Genomic DNA, 18,318 nt, shown 5'->3' on the forward strand with positions numbered 1-18,318 from the left:
GTGTAGAGTGGCCTCACCGACGCGGGGTGGAGCAGCTCGGTAGCTCGCTGGGCTCATAACCCAGAGGTCGCAGGTTCAAATCCTGTCCCCGCTACTGACCGACGGGCCCGGCATGCAGCCGGGCCCGTCGTTGTATCCGGGCACCGCGCGCCAGGGCGCCAACGACCTCCTCGCCACCTCCCGGCGCAGCTGACCGGGCCCCTCTCCACAGGCTGGCGTCACTCCGGCCTCGGCGGAGGCCACAGGAGCCGGGCCCGGCCGTACCGGGCCCTGGCCGCGTCCGCGCTCAGACCGTGCGGGCGCCCGATCTGCTCCCAGGTGGCGCCCACCTCCCGATCCGCGATCACCGCGCACCGCACCAGCTCGCTGGTCAGGTGTCGGAAGTCCGCGGCCGCAGTGCTGTGCAGCCCTGCGTCGGCCCGCTCGTTGCCGACCGCGTCGGCCACCAGCAGTTCCAGGGCCTCGCACCGGGCCCGGATCTCGCGCGAGATCTGCAGCAGAGCGATCCGTGCCCGAAGGGCAGCTGCCGCCCGCCGCCGCTCCCGGTACGCCTCCTGCCGGCAGGAACGCGGACGAGGGCAGTATCGGCGCCGCCGCCCGCCGGGTAGCCCGGCGCCACACCACACGCATCTGTCGTCCATATCCGAAGGATTCCCCCGGAACCCGATGACAGCACCTGGGGCCACCGCCGTCCGGTAGCACCGGCGCAGCCCGCCGCGCAGCCCGTACAACCACATTCACATGCCGCTGACCTGCAAAGACACCCACTGGAGTGTGGGCCGCAGTCCCGCTGTCGGCATCGCTCCGCCCAGCCCCGGGCAAGGCGTTTTCGTATGCTCCGCCGCACCGCGGGCACGCCCTCGCCCGCGGTGCGCCTGGAGCCGGCCGGCTCCATCGCCCGGATACGCAGGGCTGGAGGATTTGATGCGCGGCACGACTGTCGCCGGCCGGTACCGGCTGAAGGAGCCGATCGGCAGCGGAGGCATGGGCACCGTGTGGCGCGCCGAGGACCTCCACGAGAACCACGGCGTCGCCCTCAAGATCATCCCGGTGGGGGAGGGGGACCCGGTTCGGGAAGCGGCCTTCCGCCGCGAGGCACAGGTCGCCGCGCGCCTGTCCCACCCGAACGTCGTCGCCGTCCGGGACCACGGCGCCGCCGACCTCGACGGCCGCCGGATCCTCTTCCTGGCCATGGACCTCGTCGACGGACGGCCGCTGAACACGCTCACCGGCCGCCCGCTCCCCGTCAATCAGGCCCTGATCTGGGCGATCCAGATCAGCCAGGCCCTGGAGGCCGCCCACCACCGCGGCATCGTCCACCGCGATCTCAAGCCGTCCAACATCCTCCTCGACCAGGCCGCCGGCAACGCCGCGAAACTGTGCGACTTCGGCATCGCGCGCCTGGCCGAGGCCACCCACCACACCCTGACCGTGACCGGCGTCGCCATCGGCACCCCCGCCTACATGTCGCCCGAGCAGGCCCGCGGCGACACCACCCTGAGCGCACCCAGCGACCTCTACTCGCTTGGCTGCCTCCTCCACGAGCTGCTCACCGGCTCGGTCCCCTTCACCGGCACGGGCTGGCAGGTCCTCAACCAGCACGTCCACGACGCGCCGGCCCCGCTGTCCGCCCTGCGCCCCGGTGTTCCCCGCGAGCTCGAGCAGCTGGTCCTGGAGCTCCTCGACAAGGACCCCGACCGCCGGCCGACCGCTGCCGACACCAGCACGCGGCTCACCCGGCTGCACACCGCGCTGGCCGCCTTCGCCGACGCACCCACCGCGACAGCGCCCCGGTACCCGCCCACGCTGGTCGCCACCACGACCTCCGCCGGCCCCGCCGGCCGCCAGCGTGAGCCGGGCGCCCGCGGCACCACCGTGTGCACGGCCGGCCTGACCGCGGCCGCCATCACCGGCGCCCTCTCGCTCACCACCACCGTGCCGACGCCCTGGACGACCGGCCTCGGCACGCTCGCCGGCCTTCTGCTCGCCGCCCTCTACCTTCTCGACCCGCCCCAGCCACCGCATCCAGGGCAGCTGATGATCACCACGGCCGCCCTCATGACCCTCCTGCTCCTCACCGGTGGCGCGGCGCTCGCCGTCCTCGTCACCGACCTCTCCTTGTGGGCGACCGCCCTGGCCATCAGCGTCCTCGGCGGGCCCGCCATGGTCACCTGCGCCAGCGGTGTGCGCCGCCTGGTCGAGCACACGCTCCACCGCACGGCCTGGCACGGCGACCTCGCCTCGACCGCCGGCGCCCTGCAGACCGCCACCCTTCTGCTCGCCGCTCACCACGCCGGCCTTCCGCCCCTCACCCTCATCGCCGCCGGCGCCTTGCTGTGGCCAGCCACAGCACTTCTCACCGCGGCCCTCACACCGCGCCGAACCCGCCACGAACCTCTTGCGCCGGCCCGGACCGGAAACACCGAGCCCCGGCGTGCCACCCGGCCCCGGTCCGCCGTTACCCCCACATGAACGACGCCACCACCGTCTCCGGCGAGATCATTCCCGGCTCCGTCATCGACCAACTCCTCGCCACCGTCGACTGCGCCGACGGTGAACGCGCCCTCGCGAACAACACTCTCGCCGAGGAAGCGGCCTACAAGTACAGCCTGGCCTACGGGCTGCCCGGGGGCCGCGACCTTCACGACGATGCTCACAGCGCCGGCATCGACAACCTTCTGGGCCACGCGGTGCCGGCAGCAGTCGCCTTCGCACTGCACCACCTCGGTGCACTCCTGCCCGACCTGACGATCGAGCAGTGGGAGCGCCTCGATGCCGTCGCCACCACCCTCCACCTGAAGATCTGCGAGGACCTGACCGGAGCGAACGCCACCGGCGACGAGACACTGCCCCCTGCCGCTGCCGTACCCGATGCCGTGAACTGAGCCGCCAGGCCGCCCGGCACCGGTTCCCAAGGGCGGCAATACGACACCCAGCGTCGATGTCAGTGGCCGCCTCTATGCTGCGCCGCACAGCGAGGCAAAACCCCGCTCACCCTTGGAACGCGGGGAGTTGAACTCATGGCGCGCACCGGCAGACCGCGGAAGGACCCTCGCGAGCCGGAAGAGATCATTCGGGCGGCGGGTCTGGAGCCGCTGGAGCCCTACCCCGGCAGCTCCGCCCCGTGGCGGTGCCGCCATACGGCGTGCGGGCGGGAGGTCACCCCCCGACTGAGCAACGTCAGCAAGGGACAGCGCGGCTGCGTGTACTGCTCCGGGCGGGCCCGGATCGACCCCGAGGCCGCAGCCGCAGTGATGCGGGCGGCTGGCCTGGAGCCCCTGGAGGTCTATCCCGGCAGCGACCGGAAGTGGCGGTGCCGCCACCTCGCGTGCGGACGCGAGGTCACACCCACCTACGTCCGGATCAACTCCGGTACCGGGCCTTGCCGGTGGTGCGCACCGAACGCGCCGGTCGACCCGGACGTCGCCGCGGCCGACATGCGGGCCGCGGGCCTGGAACCCCTCGGCCCGTACCCGGGAGTGGACACACCCTGGCCCGTCCGCTGCCGGACGTGTGGAGAACCCGGGACCCCCACACTGGGCTCTATCCGGCAGGGGCAGGGCGGCTGCTACCCCTGTGGCCGGCGCAAGGCCAACGAGTCGATGCGCCACGACGCCGAGACCGCGGCCGCGGTGATGCGGGCGGCGGGCCTGGAGCCGCTGGAGCCGTACCCCGGGACCGCGTTCCCCTGGAAGAGCCGCTGCACCAAGTGCGGAGCCATCGTCTCCCCGCGCCTTGGTTCCCTGACCGGCCAGAGCCGGCGTCCAGGCTGCAAGCCATGCGCCGACCGGGCAACCGGTGCGGCACAGCGCCACGACGAGAACCTGGCCGTCGCCGAGATGCGCGAGCACGGATTCGAACCCCAAGAACCGTACCGCGGGGTCAAGTACACCTGGCGGTGCCTGTGCCACGGCTGCGGCACCGTCACCTCACCGACCTTCGGCTCCATCCTCGCCGGCCAGAGCGGATGCCGACGCTGCGCCGATCTCCGCTCCGCCGCCGCACGACGTGAAGACCCCGACCGCGCCGCCGCCTCCATGCGCGAGGCCGGTCTCGAGCCCCTGGAGCCCTACACCACGACCATGACGCCCTGGCGCTGCCGCTGCACCACCTGCGGCCGCACCTCGACTCCCACCCTGGCCAAGATCCGCAGCGGCCGCAGATGCAAGTACTGCGCCCGCTTCGGCTTCGATCGCGCGGCGCCCGCCCGCGTCTACGTCGTAACCCACGCACAGCACGGCGCCGTCAAGATCGGCGTCGCCGGCGCTCTCCAGCGCAACGACCGCATTGCCCAGCACCGCCGCCTCGGATGGGCCCTGTTCTACGAACACCACGTGCCCACCGGCGATGACGCCCTGTCCGTCGAGCAGACGATCCTGCGGCGCCTGCGCGCCGCCGGGCACGGCGTCTTCCTCACCGCCGCACAGATGCCCAACGGCTGGACCGAGACGTTCGACGCGGCCCGCGTGACCGCCGCTCACCTGCGGGACGCGATCCGAGAACACCAGCCCGCGCCAGCCCCTCCCGAGCCGCTGACCCTGTTCTAGCCGCCCGGCTGGGCCGGGGAGCGAGCCAACCTCGGCGGGCCGGGGTGGAAATGGGGTGGGCTATGCCACGTCCTGGAGAGGGAGGGCCGCCGCGGCGGCCTGCTTGGCGGACTCCAGCGCCTTGGTGAACGTCGAGGCGACGACGGCGGCCTCGTCCGTCAGCGCCTCGATCTCGGCGACCGCCAGGTCGTCGACTGCGGTGCGGGCAAGGAGGTCGAGGAGCTCGTCGCTGCCCGCGTCCAGCCGCTCGATCTCCCGTACCGCGGCGTAGCGGGCGTCGGCCTCGGCGACCTGTGAGGCGTAGGCATCCAGCGCCGCCACCCGCCGCTCGATGCCGTGCAGGCTCGTCGCAAGCACACCTCGGCGAGCGGCGAGCAGCTCGGCCACCGTGTCGTTGACCGTCTCATGCGGTACCCGTTGATCCTTGCGGGCCACGCGGCTGTAGTCCCGCAGGTCTTGGGCGATCGCCCACTCCTGACGGGGGAAGGCCGCCTCGTTGCGCTGGGCGTCGAGCCACTTCTCGCGGTGCACCCTGGAGTCGAGCACGGCCGTCATCGCCCGCCGAGCCCGAGCCAGGAGTTCCTGGGCGTCGGCGGTCAGGTCCTTCGGATGCACGAGGTGCTGCTGAACGGCGGCGAGCCGGCGCAACTGCCCGTTGTAGAGCGCCCGGTCGGCGATCAGACCGGCGCAGAGCACAGCCACGACACCGGCGGCCAGCGGCCATACGGACAGCAGTGTGTGCGCCAGGTCGACGGCCTCCTGCAGCAGCTGGTCCTGCGCGCCGACGATGGTGGAGGAGTCTGCGGCGGGATCCGCGATCTCGAGGCCACCGGTCCACCACCACACCACGCCCGCCGCCGCCACTCCCGCTCCGCCGCGCGCCAGAAGGGGGACGGCCGCCCACAGCGGGTTGGCCGGGCGGCCCGCGAAGCGGCGAGGATCCTCCAGGGCCTGCCGCAGGACCTTCCGGGTAGCGTCCGAGAGCTCCGCATCCGGGTCAAGGACCGGGCGCATAGCGCTGCCCGCGGGCTTCTTGGACTCCGTCACCGCTTCCTCCCCCTGTACGAACACAAACCGCTCGGCCATGCTCCGCCTGTCCCAGCGACCGCGCGGTCGCGGGCCGACGCATCGGTCCGCGCCACGGTACGTGATCGCCTTCCGGCGCCAAGGCGGCTGAACCTTGGCGTACTTCACACCGGACCGGTCCCACCGCCCGCGGTGGCGGCCTGGCAGCGAGATGCCCGGGCGCGACCGGCAACGCCGGTGAACAGACGTCCCCCAGCAGAGCCGAACCAGGGAAAAGCGGTGGGTCCGGTCCCGAGTCGTGCCGATACTGGCGACGAAGGAAGCGAGGATCCCGTGCCACAGGTCGAACCGAGTGTTCTCGACACCCTCATGGAAGCGGCGCAGGACGCCGCTTCCTACGAGGCCATCGCCGTCGCGCTCGCGGCCGCCGACCTCGACAGGAACGCGGCCGCCGCACAGCAGCGCGATGCGCTGCTCGCCGCGCTGCGACTTCGGCTATCCGGGACCGGCAAGGCCCAGGACTTCGCTGCGCCGCTCCCCGTCCACGCGCTCAGGGGGTGGTTGGCGAGCCTGTCCGAGGCCACCGCCGACCAGTTGGAGATCTGGAGCGCATACGCCGAGACCGTCAGCAACCCCTTCGTCCGGGGCCGCCTCCATCACCTTCTTCTGGCCGCGGGACACGGCCCCAAGCCCGATCGCATCCGGGGCGCGGCCACCGGGTATCTGGACGCGGCACCGCTGCTGCTGGCCACCCCCCGACGCTTCCCCGGCCTGATGGGCGCGACCGAGTGCCTGCGCTGGGCCGGAGACATCGCCCGGACCTTCAACCAGACCGCCTTGTGCAAGCGCGTCATCGACGACACGGCTGCCCTGGCCGAACGCGTCCTGGCCGCTCCCGAGGACGAGTCGGGGATCGTGGTCGGCCTTCTGGACGGACTGCGCGTGCAGCGATACGACATCACGGACCTCGCGGAACGTGCCGCATGTCGCTACGCCGCTGATGTGTACACCCACGTCGACTTCCTCAAGCTGCTGCGGGAGGTGGCGCCCGAGGACCGCCGAGCCGGCATCGACACCGCGATCGTCAACGCCCTCCTTGACGCCGCCGACGCCGACACCGGGTTCCGTCGCCACAACCTGCTGACCCGGGCCGCGACCGAAGCCCGCGACCGGGGTCTGTCCGAGCTGAGAGTGCGTGCGGAGATGGCCTTGCAACAGACCGATCCGGATTCGCTGGGATGGACCCGACTCGGTCGCCTACTCATCCCCCCGCCGGGCCTGTTCGCCGGGGCCCGAGCACACATCGACGCCGCCGCCGACCTGCGAGACGCGCTGTGGCGAACCGCGCTGGACGTCCACCCGGCGATGCGCGCGGACACCGACGACGCGCACCCACTGGACGGTCTGCTCCGGATCCCGCGCACGCGCATCAACACCGCCGGCCCTGTCCAGGTCGCCCCGCCCGTCGACGCCGACGACGACCACGTCGTCGGGCTGCAGGTCCTCGCGATGGACTTCGTCGGGCACCTTGCCGCCGAGCAACTCGACCGCATCTACGAGCGTTTCGAACCGGACGAGGCCGAGCTGATCGGCGCCCTGGCCCACGAAGCCGTCCTGCCGCCGGCGCGCGCCCGAACCCTGGCCTACGCCTTTCGGTACTTCTGGCTGGGTGAACTCGACGCGGCCGTGTGCATCGCCCTGCCCCAGGTCGAGCAGATCCTCAGACAGCTCTTGCGCCCCCGAGTCCCGATCATGTCCGTGGCCAAGGGCCAGTCCCCCGGGACCGTCGACCAGATGGGCGGACTCATCCGCAGCATGCCGGCCGCCGGGTATCCCCGGGACTGGAGCCGCGCCCTGGAACTGCTCCTCGTCGACCCCGACCGCGGCATGAACTTGCGCAACGACGTCTGCCACGGCTTGGTCGACACCCCGCCCAAGCACCGCGTCGCGCTCATCCTCCAGGCCGCGCTGTACCTGCTCAGCCACGCCCACGGACATCGAACCGCTGCGCCGCCCACCCCTTGAATGTCCAGCCGAGCTGAACCCAACAGGAGCAGCGGGACCTTCGTCTTGTGACACCGAATCCTGCCTTTGCCACTGTGGACTGACCGATGGCCCGCGCGTGCAGGATGTAGCCATGGAGAACGAAGTGCCCTTGTCCGGTGGACGCATCACTTCGGGTGTGGTCAGGATCGGCGATACCGTCCGTCGGCCAGTTACCGCGTCGTCCCCGTTCGTCGCCGAATTGCTCGGTGACCTTCGACGGCAGGGCTTCACTGGCGCTCCGCGTCATCTCGGGTTCGACGAGGCCGACCGCGAGATCCTCAGCTACCTCCCCGGCTGGGTGCCCGCCCGCTTCCAGCGCTGGACAGACTCTCAGGTGGCTGCTGCCGGCTCCCTGCTCCGCGCCTTTCACGACGCCACCAGCGCGAGCCGCCTGGCCGGTCGGCACCCCGTCGTCTGCCACCACGACCCGGGGCCGAACAACACGGTCTTCGCAGACGACGTCCCGGTCGCCTTCATCGACTTCGACACCGCCGCCCCCGGTGATCCGCTGGAAGACCTCGGCTACATGGCATGGACCTGGTGCATTTCCTCCAAGCCTGACGCTCCACCCGCCGCCAGCCAGGCCGCACAGGTACGCATCCTCGCCGGCGCCTACGGGCTCGACGACGCCTCCCGCTCACGTCTCATCGAGGCCGCGCTCGACCGCCAGATGCGCAATGCCCGGTGGTGGCGCCACCACCTCATGCGCCCGTCTCCGCACGTCGCTGACGACCACGAGATCGCCGAGCGCATCCGGTGGTCCGAACGGGAGCACGCCTACACCTTGGCCAACCGCACGACCTTCGACGCAGCCCTGGACTGACATCCGACACTCGTCCGATCCGCCTGCGCGATCAAGGCTCGATGACACATACCCGCGTCCAACGCTCGGTGACACAGGGCAGCCTTCGCCCGGCGTCCGAACGATCCCGGAAACTCGTCCGCTCTGACTGTCACACCGCGCGCCGTCCGCACACCTGTACCAGGTGACAGCGGACCTCACAGCGGGAGCAGCACCGTGACGCACACCGACACCCTCACCCCGTACACGCCCCGGCTACAGCAGGGCCTTCGCACGACCGACACGGCCGTCTCCCCGGTCGCCCTGCGCCAGATGGCCACGGGCGAATCCGAAGAGACGGCCCGAGCCGAGCTCGCGGACTTCGAGCACCTCATCCCGACGCCCACACCCGAACAGGCCCGGGGCGAGGCACGGATCTTCCAAGCGCTGATCACCGCCTACGGCCGTCACCGCCCCGCCCTCACAGGCGGCCCGTTCGGCATCCGCAGCCTCACCCCCCGCACCGACGAACTGATGGTGCGGATCGCGCCCGCCCAGCTGGACCGGTGGATCGACGCCCTCGCCCACCGGCCGGGCGGGACAGGCGTCGCAGGCCTGCGCTGGGCCGGCAGCGGAGACGGGATCGCCCTGACGCTGCCCGGGATGAGGATGGTCCTCGCCGGCATCAGCGAGACCGACTGGCGTTCCGCGCTCGGCCGTCGGTCCGCCGACCAGAGCAGCCTGATGCCGCACTGGATCCCCCAGTTCCGCCGCGAACCCGAGTACGCAGCCGCCCAAGACGCCGAACTCGCGGGCCTCGCCGACCACCTGTGCGCCACCCTGCGCCGGATCCGGCTCCTCGACGCCCTCACTCGTATCAGCGGTCACGTCCACCTGTTCACCACCCGACACCACGGCGACCTCCACCTGATCGAGGCATGCGAGGCCACCCCCACCGTCCTGCCGCTGTGGACCTCCCGGTCCGTCCCCCTGGCCCTGTGGCCCGCCGGACCGAATCCCGCCCCGGGCCCTGCCGACCCGCGCACAGCCGTCCTCGACCTCCTCACCGAAATCGAACCCGCCCGCGCCCCGTCCGTCACCGCCGATCACCCCGCCGCCCGCGCCCTCTGTCACCTCGCCGGCCTCAGCGCGAACCCTGTCTTGGTCCAGGCCGCCGAGCACACTCTCGATGTCGCCACCCGCGTTCTCGCCGACCCCGCCCACGCCAGCGTGTACGCCGCCGGCGGCTGGGCAGGCAGCTGCCGCACGTACCCCGCAGGCACGGTCCACGGAAGCGACCCATGCCTCCCGCCAGGCGCCGAGACCGTCACCGACCTCCCCGAGGAAGCCCTCCAGCGCCTCGGCCGGCACTTCACCAGCCGGCCGTCGGACACCTCCCGCACCGACCTCTCCAGCGCCGGCCAGGAAGAGCTCGTCCACCTGCTCGACTGGGCGCTCGCCGCCGCGACCCGCCCCGCCAACCGCCCGGACTGGACCCGCGACAGGACCGACGGCACGCTCCAGCACACCCAGCCGCTGCCCGACCGCGACGGCACCCTGACCCTGACCGCCACCACCACCGGCGTCTACCACGTCAGACTGGACCCACTGGGACTGCGCGACCTCGCCGACGAGGACGACACCGTGGAATGGGAACGCGAGGCCGCGCCCTCGCAGAGCGCCGCCGTCCTGCTCGCCGAACACGCCGCGATCGAGGCCGCGGTCTGCCTGCCCTTCCAGCGCGAACACCGCAAGCAGCGCCTCCTGCTGCCCGCGCCGGTGTCGGCCGAGCCGACGATCCGGTCCGTCATCGCCGGAGCCGACTACGTTCTTGGGTTCTTCACCTTCGCCAGCGTCCTCGGCCGCCTCCACGAGCGCGTGGGCTCCGCCCAGGGAGCAGCCGACGGCCACTGGCGAACAGATCCCCGCTCCGACACCCCGCCCGACGGCCCAGCCACCCTCACCGCTCTCATCAGCGACTGGTGCGCGCTGCCCTCACCCCACCACGGCGAAGCTGCTAACACCGCCACCGTCGACAGCCCCGCCTACCTCCGCCACCTCGCCTCCCACCGCGCGGCGCTCGACCCGTTCGTCACCCGCTACCTCGCCGCCGCCGACAGCCTCCCGGGCGCGCGCACCTTCGAAGAGCGTCACCTCGCCGGCTTCGCAGCCCTGCGCACCACCGACCTGTCCGCCCTGGCCCGCACGGAGGTACGCCCCACCGGCGAACGGCTCCTCCGCCTGGTCAGGTCCATGCCGCAGGACCCCGCCCACCTGACCGCCTGGTACGAACACCACCTCGACCAGGCCTGAACCACGCCGACCCGGAAGAAGGACCACACGATGAGCGATCAACTGCCGGACCGGCAGCGTTCATAGGCCCCCATCGGACGCGGGAAGGCGCCGCTGCCGACCACCGCCGACGCCGACCAGTGCGCGGCCGTGCTGAGGCGCGCCCTGCACACCGTCGAATGCCGCGAACTCGGCCCGGAGGCCGCCGGCCAGAAGTTCGGACCGTTCGCGGACACCGCGGACGGCCGTGTGACCGTGCTCGTGGACGAGGACCAGCTCCGGGCCCGCCACCCCGGCCACGCCGAGCTCCACCACCTGGCGCACGCGGTCCGTGAACGAGGACCGGCGGTGGACGTCGTCATGGTGGCGCCCAGGCCGACCATGCTGTTCATGGACGAGATGGCCCACGTCATCAGCAAGGCCGCCGAGCCTGCCTCCGGCCCGGCGCTGGCCGGGCGCACCCGATGGGTGTACGAGCCGAGTCGGCCACTGCGACCGGTCTGGTGGTCTCCGAGAGGTGAGCGTGAAGCGGCGGACGAGCGGTGACGGTTCGGGCCCGGAGGCGGTGGTCGACGCGTTCGCATCGGCGGACGTGGCACGGGCGAGCGTGCCAGGAGCGGCGGGCGGTCGGGAGCGAGGGGGGCTTGACGTGGGAATGCGGCCCGAGGAAATCTCCTCGGGCCGCAGTTCGGAATCTGTATACGCTTTCGCAGCCGGTCTGTGTGCCGGCCTTCAGCCGGGCCCGGCCCGGGACGAATCAGGGGACGAGATGACCACCACGAAGACCTCAAGCCCGGCAGCGGCAGCGCCCGGCCGGACGCCGGGCACCCTGGGCGACCTCTTCAGCGACGAGGCGTCCGCGGTGACGCGGGCCGTGCCCGGCGCGGCCCGGAACCTGCCGCGGCCACTGGACACCTTGACCTGGCAGGAGCCCCCCGCCCTGGAGGATGCGGACGACGACGCGCGGTGACCGCATGGCCCGGGGCACGTCGCCTCTCACGTTCGGCTGATCCGCCCAGACCACGGTCAGCAGTTGTGCCAAGCGGAGTGGTCCTTGTTCCACTGCTCCCGGGCCCGGGCCCGCTCCACAGAGCACGGCACTCCCCGTACCACGGCTGGTCTGCCACCCTCACCTGAGCCAGCCCCAGCGCGCCGGTCTCCCACGGGATCCGACGGCCAGCCCATGGACGGGTCCTGGAACTCTGAGGGCGTTCGGGCGGGTTCTGGCTGCCGCTGCGTGCCGGTCCGGTGCTGTCGCGGACAAGTACGACGGCACCGGACCGGACCGTGTGGAGTGGGTTAGGCGGGCACCGGCCAGGGCGGTGAGGGGGGCTACTCGCCCCGGGTGCTCCATCCGAAGAAGCACCAGGTCGACTCGTCTCCCGGGGTGCGCAGCAGCAGTGCGGCGGCGGCGGATCTGACGATCGGGTCGTAGTCCTCGATCAGGCGGTCGGCGAGCCAGTCGGCGTCGTCCTCGCCCAGCGGCCCGCCGTCTTGGCCGTCGAAGCAGCCGTCCGCGCGCAGCCGGTCGCGGCTGTCGGCGACCTTCACCTGGGTCACCTTCGACAGGTCCGCGCGCGGCCGGAACGGGTCGTGCGGCTGCTCGCGGTCCTGGGCGGCAAAGGCGGCGAATGCCGCTTCGGGCGTCGGCCCGCTCGCCGTGAAGCGGAACAGCATGGGGTCCGTGATCATGTCAGTCCTCACATCTGGGGGGCGGGCGCCTGGTTCTTGGCCTGTTGGCCGGGGCCGTTGTTGAGGGCGTGCACGAACCGGCCCAGAGCGACGGGGATGGTTCCTTCCAGCTCCCGTGCGCCCTTTTGCCCGGCGACCGACAGGCGGGGCTGCCCGCCGCGGGCGCGCACGATGTGGAAGTCGCGCTGGTTGAGATCGACGGCGTGGACGATCCGGACTTCCTGGCGGATGGGCAGGAGATGGTTCACCCGCTCACCGCTGTCCCGCAGCATGCGCAGTTCCGGCGGGAGTTCGACGTCGGTCGGCTTGTTCCACCCCTCGAACATGAACCCAACAGCGAAGACGGAGTCCTCATGGACCTCGCTGGGGACGAGGAGGGGCGGCACGGGCGGAAGCGCCTCGGCGTGGTACTTCAGTGCGTCGGCGGGGTTGATCCCCATCGGGTTCCAGACAACCTCCGGGATGAACTCCACCTCCACGCGCGGGGGTCGGAGGCTGAGCATGAACAGGCGGGGAGGGCGGTCCCAGCCCTGTTGTTCGCCGAGCCGGGCTTCGATGTCGGTCAGGACGGAGGCGACCATGTCGGAGGCCGGGTCGTGCGACGGGGGCGTGGCGGGCTGGGGAGCTCGGGGCATGGAGAAGCCACCTTTCGGCCCGGCCGCACAAGAAGGCGGCCGCAGCGAATGCGATCAGGGGAGAGGAAGAGGGCCGGGCTGGCCCGGCGACGATATCAATCTACATATCGAAACGCGAATACACAACAAGTCTGTCTGTGTGTACGGCACGAACCTGACGCCTACGCAGGTCACAATGGGAGTGGTCTCGACGGCGTCCGGCTACTGGGGGAGTGTCTTTGTCCATCGACCGTCTGCAGCCCATCAGCCCTGCAGCGCTGGCCGCCCGTACGCCACGACCCCAGATCCCGCCCTCCCGCGCCGAGACCGCCGAGGGCCCGCCCTTGTCCCTGATGGACGCGGAGGCCTTCCGCAGCACGCTGCAACGCGCTGTCGCCCAAGGCGCCCCCGCGGCGGCGATCGCCGCCGAAGCCGTCCGCCGCATCACCCGGGGGCACCTCGACGTCGCCGCCCTGCGGACGGTGCTCCTCGATACGGCCGAAGCACAGATCTGGGCGCCCGTACGGCAAGCCGCCATCAAGGCCGTTGCCGCCAGCCCGGCCCTGGCGCCGAGCATCATCTCCATGCACGCCCAGCTGCTGCGCACGCCGTCCGCGACCGTCCGGGAAGGACAGGGAGACGACGGCCAGCCGTGCTTCGTCGCGCAGGCCGCCTTCGCTCCCGCCGGCCGCGACATCACCGGCAGCATCCAACAGGCCCGCACCCGCAAGGGCGCCAGGCAGCAGGCCATGACCAGCCTCGTCGCCGCGCTCGCCGACCTGCCCGACCCCCTCGCCGATCGCGCGGTGCCCGACTGGAACTGGGACACGCCCGCCGCGCCCCAGGCGCCCGCGCCAGCAGGGGAAGCCAACCCCCTCTCGGTCCTGAACGAGTTCCACCAGGCCGGCCACATCACCCGGCCCGACTACCGGACCCCGACACCGACGCCCACCGGCTTCACGGCCACGGTCACCGCCGTCCACCGCGGCCAGCAGCTCACCGGCGAAGGAACCGGCCCCAGCAAACGCCACGCCCGGGCCGAAGCAGCCGACCGCCTCCTGAAGGCCCTGCAGACCGCCCTCGGCGCCGACCCCCCGGCCGCGACCGAACCCGCGGCGGCCGCGCCGACCCCGCCCGCGCTCCCCATGCCGCCCGCGCCGGCAGACCGCCAGGAGCCGCCGCCCGCCCTCCCCGCTGGCCCGGCCGACCTGTTCGCCGCCCGCAGCGTGCTCGAGCAGGCCCTCGCCGACGGCGCCGCCCTGACCCTGGTGCCCGCACGCCACCCCGGCCGGGCCGCGTGGATGCTGTTCCAGCCCGACGGCACACCCCTGCCCACACCCGGCCACCTGCCGCCGCCACTGCAGCCGGTCACCCGCGACCTCGTCCTCGCCGGCGCCGGCGGCATCATGCCGCGCCGTGCCACCGTGACCGGCATCGCCGTCCCCGTCGGCCTCGCCCTGCCCGCGCTGCTCACCCCCCGGGAAGGTGAACACCCCTCCGTCACCGGGTGGCGGCCCGCTCTCCGCCTGGCCGTGGCGTGCGTGGCCCAGCAGCGCTTCTACCCCGCCCTGACCGCGGACGGCCAAGGCTGCTGGCGCATCGGCCCGGTCACCGAAGCGCTGCGCACCGCCGTCACCGAGGCCGCGGCCCGGATGGCTCCCGAGGGCCACTGCCTGCTCGCCGGCCACAGCCCCCTGCGGGTCCTCGCACCCGAACACGCTCTCTGGCCCCTGCTCGACGCCGTCGCCGACGCGATGGTCCGCACCCCCAGTGCCGCCCCGCTCCTGGGCCCCGGCCCGTTCACCAGCACCCCGGCCCCCGAGTCCGAGCCCACACCCGAACTGTGGGCCTGGGCCGACGCGATCGAGGACGCCGCCGACCCCTGTCCCGCTCCCCGCCTCACGCTGCGCATCAAGGAGCCCGAGGCCAGCGAGCAGACCCCGACCGCCCAAGCCGTCCTGCACCTGGCCGCCGACGACCAGGACGAACCCGTGTCGGCGAGCAGCATCTGGGACGGACAGCACACCCACCCCGCCCTGACGCCTGCCGTGCTGCCCGGCGTACGCCGGGCGCTGCGCCGCGGCGCCCGCCACTTCCCGCCGCTCGGCGACCTCGCCGCACAGGAACGGCCCCGCCGCCTCACCCTGTCCGCCGAGGACCTGGCCCTTCTCCACGACCACGCCGCCGCCCCGCTCGCCGCGGCCGGCATCACCGTCCTTTGGCCGCCCGCTCTCGTTGGCGCGCTCACCGCCACCGCCGTCATCGGCAGCCGCGGCGGCGCCGACGAGTTCACCTCCGGCAGCGGCTTCCTGGCTCTGAACCGTCTCGTGGACTGCCGCTGGCACATCAGCCTCGACGGCGATCCGCTGACCGAGGACGAGATGACCGCCCTCGCCGACGCCGCCTGGCCGCTGATCCGCATGCGCGGCCGCTGGCTGCTCATCGACCCCGACACCGCCCGCCGCGCCGGCCACCGCGACCTCGCGCCGTTGCCCTCCCTCGACGCGCTCGCCGCCGCCCTCTCCGGAACCCTCACCCTCGACGGCGAGACCCTCGATGTACGGGCCGCCGGCACGCTGGCCACCCTCGTCGACGCCCTGCGCCAGGCTCCCGACGATCCCCGGCCCGTGCCACCGCCGACCGGTCTGAACGCGAACTTGCGCCACTACCAGCAGCGGGCCCTGACCTGGCTCGCGCACACTCTCGGCCTGGGCTTCGGCGCGCTCCTCGCCGACGACATGGGCCTGGGCAAGACGCTGACGACCATCGCCTTGCACCTCCACCGCGCCGAAACGGCCGGCGCAGCCGCCGGCCCGACCCTCGTGGTCTGCCCGGCCTCCCTCATCACGAACTGGCAGCGCGAGATCGCCCGCTTCGCCCCGGACACCGCTGTCGTCCGCTACCACGGCACCACCCGGACCCTCGACACCGATGCGCTCGACCACACCACGGTCGTCATCACGACGTATGGCACGCTGCGCCGCGACCCTGCCGTCGCCGCCACCCAGTGGGGCCTGGTCGTGGCCGACGAGGCCCAGCACATCAAGAACCCCGCCTCCGCCACGGCCAAGGCGCTGCGCGACGTCCCCGCCCTGGCCCGGCTCGCCGTCACCGGCACCCCCGTCGAGAACACCCTCACCGAGCTGTGGGCCATCCTCGACTGGACCAACTCGGGCCTCTTCGGCACCCGCGCCGCCTTCCGCGCCCGCTACGGCACCGTCGAGAAGGACCCCGACGCGCCCGCCGCAGCAGGGCTCGCCCGGCTCATCGCCCCGTTCATGCTTCGCCGGCGCAAGACCGACCCCGGCATCGCCCCCGAACTGCCCGGCAAGATCCACCACCACCGTGTCGTGGCCCTGACCGACGAGCAGACCGGTCTGTACGAGGCGATCGTCCGCGACACCATGCACAAGATCACGACCAGTAGCGGGATCGAACGCCGCGGCCTGGTCCTGAAGCTGCTCCAGGCCCTGCGCCAGATCTGCAACGCCCCCACCCTCTACCTCAAGGAACCCCTGGACGACGCCGAGCCGGCCGGCCTCGCCCGCCGCTCGGGCAAGCTCGCCGCCTTGGACGACCTCACGGCAACCCTCGCCGACCGGGGCGAAGCCGCCCTCGTCTTCACCGGCTACGTTCAGATGGGCCGTATCCTCGAACACCACCTGCGCGCCCGCGGCCGCTCCGTCCGCTTCCTCCACGGCGGCACCCCGCTGGCCCGCCGCCAGCACCTCGTCGACGCTTTCCAGCACGACCCCGACCCCGCCCCGGTGTTCATCCTGTCCGTCAAGGCGGCCGGCACCGGCTTGACGCTGACCCGGGCCGAGCACGTCATCCATTACGACCGGTCCTGGAACCCGGCGGTCGAGGACCAGGCCACGGACCGCGCCCACCGCATCGGACAGCGCCGCACCGTCCAGGTCCACCACCTGATCACCGAGGGCACCGTCGAGGACCACATCAACGAACTCCTCGCCCGCAAACGCGCCCTGACCGACGCCGTCCTCACCTCCGGCGAAGGCGCCCTGACCGAACTCGACGACTCCGAACTCGCCGCCCTCGTCACTCTGGGAACCCGATGACCGGCACCGCCCGATCCCTCGCGCCGCTGGCCGGAGCGTGGAAGCAGGCCTTCCACCTCGCCACCAACGGCTCCGGCTCCTACGGCAAGGGCCTCAACCTCGCGCGCAACAGCGCCGTCGCTCAGATCCACACCCAGCCCGGCAGGATCAGCGCCCCTGTCGCCGCGAAGAAGGCCACCCACCAGGCCGTGATCCACCTCCCCGAGCTGACCGCCACCCAATGGGAATCGCTGGCCGCCCGGCTCGCCGACGACCCTCAGGCCGTCGCCGACCTCGTCGCCAACCGGATCCCCGCCACGATCGCCGACTCCGGCCACGCCGGCGGCATCTCCATCACCCCGCCCTCCGACGGAATCACCTTCTCCTGCTCCTGCCCCACCGGCCGGACCCACAGCGTCTGCGACCACAGCGCAGCCCTTGGCCACGCCGTCGCCGAACGCCTCACCAACAGCCCCTCCTTGCTGCTTGGCGCCCGCGGCATGACCGCCCGCGCCCTCGCGGCCCACGTACGCGACCTCGTCGACGGCGCCGACCCCGGTCCCCTCCCCGCAGACACCAACGGCACCGTGCGCGCCGCCCAGCTTTACTCGCTGGCCGCCCACCGCTCCCCACAGACGGCGCCGGACCTCGACCTCGACACCGTCACCACCCTCACCTACACCGACGCACCCCTCCCCGGGCCCCGAGCCCAGGACCTGGCACACATGACCGCCGACGCCGCCGCCCGCGCCCGGACCCTCCTGACCGACAACACTGCTGCGCCGCACGACGAGTTGGCCGACATCCTCCGGATCCTCGCCAGCCCCGACGGCGCGGACTATCTCGCGGCCGCCCAGCGGGCCACCGGCATCCCCGAAGCCACCCTGCGGGCGATGATGATCGGCTACCGCCACGGCGGCCCGGCCGGCGCCCACGCCACCCTCGCCGCCACCCCAGCAACCAGGGACGTCCTGGAACAGGCACGAGAGACCCTCCACTCCTCCCGTGCTGTCGGCCTCGGGACCATCACCCTCGACGGCGATGCGCTCACCGACACGACCGCCGGCGTTCAGATCCGCCCGGGCCCCGACGGCCGCTGGTATCCCTTCACCGTTTGGCGCGCTGGCGAATGGCGCCCCGCGCCCGGACCTTGCGACGATCCCGCCGAAGCATTCCGCGCCGCACGGCGCGCCCGCGCTGCACGACCGCTCAGGCGATAGCCCAACCGACGACCCGACCAGTACGTCCCGAGCCCGAAAGAC

14 protein-coding genes and 1 tRNA gene are annotated in these 18,318 nt (G+C 72.4%); 11 read left to right on the plus strand and 4 right to left on the minus strand.

Annotated features, from left to right (window positions below):
- Positions 1-20 precede the first annotated feature (20 nt).
- A tRNA-Met gene (locus ABZ078_RS35200) sits at positions 21-94 on the plus strand.
- 124 nt (positions 95-218) lie between these two features.
- On the opposite strand, the gene ABZ078_RS35205 is transcribed toward ABZ078_RS35200, so the two are convergent.
- Positions 219-641 carry a hypothetical protein gene (locus ABZ078_RS35205; protein ID WP_356582158.1) on the minus strand — a complete coding sequence of 141 codons (423 nt, stop codon included), beginning with the start codon at positions 639-641 and terminating at the stop codon, positions 219-221.
- A gap of 283 nt (positions 642-924) precedes the next feature.
- Here ABZ078_RS35205 and ABZ078_RS35210 point away from each other — a divergent pair, with 283 nt between their 5' ends.
- From ABZ078_RS35210 to ABZ078_RS35220, 3 genes are all read left to right on the plus strand, one after another.
- Entirely contained in the window at positions 925-2,472 is a 1,548-nt protein-coding gene (locus ABZ078_RS35210) for a serine/threonine-protein kinase (RefSeq protein WP_356582160.1), read from the plus strand.
- Positions 2,469-2,885: a hypothetical protein gene (locus ABZ078_RS35215; RefSeq protein ID WP_356582161.1), complete on the plus strand. Its 417-nt coding sequence runs from the start codon at positions 2,469-2,471 to the stop codon at positions 2,883-2,885. The genes ABZ078_RS35210 and ABZ078_RS35215 overlap by 4 nt, the downstream gene beginning before the upstream one ends.
- Before the next feature lie 135 nt (positions 2,886-3,020).
- Entirely contained in the window at positions 3,021-4,547 is a 1,527-nt protein-coding gene (locus tag ABZ078_RS35220) for a hypothetical protein (protein ID WP_356582163.1), read from the plus strand.
- Positions 4,548-4,607: 60 nt separating this feature from the next.
- On the opposite strand, the gene ABZ078_RS35225 is transcribed toward ABZ078_RS35220, so the two are convergent.
- A complete protein-coding gene (locus ABZ078_RS35225; protein WP_356582165.1) occupies positions 4,608-5,633 on the minus strand; it encodes a hypothetical protein in 1,026 nt (341 codons plus the stop codon).
- A 273-nt stretch (positions 5,634-5,906) separates the two neighbouring features.
- Between ABZ078_RS35225 and ABZ078_RS35230 the strand changes: the two genes are divergently transcribed.
- The 5 genes from ABZ078_RS35230 (at position 5,907) to ABZ078_RS35250 (ending at position 11,662) form a co-directional block, all read left to right on the plus strand.
- On the plus strand, positions 5,907-7,598 hold the full coding sequence (locus tag ABZ078_RS35230; protein ID WP_356582167.1) for a hypothetical protein: 1,692 nt from the start codon (positions 5,907-5,909) through the stop codon (positions 7,596-7,598).
- Positions 7,599-7,710: 112 nt separating this feature from the next.
- Positions 7,711-8,442, plus strand: coding sequence for a phosphotransferase (locus tag ABZ078_RS35235; protein WP_356582169.1), 732 nt, complete (start codon positions 7,711-7,713; stop codon positions 8,440-8,442).
- Between the two features lie 195 nt (positions 8,443-8,637).
- Positions 8,638-10,713, plus strand: a complete 2,076-nt coding sequence (locus ABZ078_RS35240) for a hypothetical protein (protein ID WP_356582171.1) — start codon at positions 8,638-8,640, stop codon at positions 10,711-10,713.
- Between the two features lie 129 nt (positions 10,714-10,842).
- On the plus strand, positions 10,843-11,238 hold the full coding sequence (locus ABZ078_RS35245) for a hypothetical protein (RefSeq protein ID WP_356582173.1): 396 nt from the start codon (positions 10,843-10,845) through the stop codon (positions 11,236-11,238).
- Between the two features lie 223 nt (positions 11,239-11,461).
- Positions 11,462-11,662 (plus strand): hypothetical protein, encoded by a 201-nt coding sequence (locus ABZ078_RS35250; RefSeq protein ID WP_031049033.1) that lies wholly within the window; start codon positions 11,462-11,464, stop codon positions 11,660-11,662.
- A gap of 362 nt (positions 11,663-12,024) precedes the next feature.
- On the opposite strand, the gene ABZ078_RS35255 is transcribed toward ABZ078_RS35250, so the two are convergent.
- Positions 12,025-12,384, minus strand: coding sequence for a hypothetical protein (locus ABZ078_RS35255; RefSeq protein ID WP_356582175.1), 360 nt, complete (start codon positions 12,382-12,384; stop codon positions 12,025-12,027).
- Positions 12,385-12,392: 8 nt separating this feature from the next.
- Entirely contained in the window at positions 12,393-13,019 is a 627-nt protein-coding gene (locus ABZ078_RS35260; protein ID WP_031049036.1) for a hypothetical protein, read from the minus strand.
- Between the two features lie 218 nt (positions 13,020-13,237).
- On the opposite strand from ABZ078_RS35260, the gene ABZ078_RS35265 reads away from it, so the two are divergent.
- Together ABZ078_RS35265 and ABZ078_RS35270 are read left to right on the plus strand one after the other, a co-directional pair.
- Positions 13,238-17,077: an SNF2-related protein gene (locus tag ABZ078_RS35265; protein ID WP_356582177.1), complete on the plus strand. Its 3,840-nt coding sequence runs from the start codon at positions 13,238-13,240 to the stop codon at positions 17,075-17,077.
- Entirely contained in the window at positions 17,074-18,276 is a 1,203-nt protein-coding gene (locus tag ABZ078_RS35270; protein WP_356582179.1) for a hypothetical protein, read from the plus strand. The genes ABZ078_RS35265 and ABZ078_RS35270 overlap by 4 nt, the downstream gene beginning before the upstream one ends.
- The last annotated feature ends 42 nt before the right edge of the window (positions 18,277-18,318 follow it).

The organism is Streptomyces sp. NPDC006385 (assembly GCF_040612485.1).
In the GTDB taxonomy this organism is placed as follows: Bacteria; Actinomycetota; Actinomycetes; order Streptomycetales; family Streptomycetaceae; genus Streptomyces.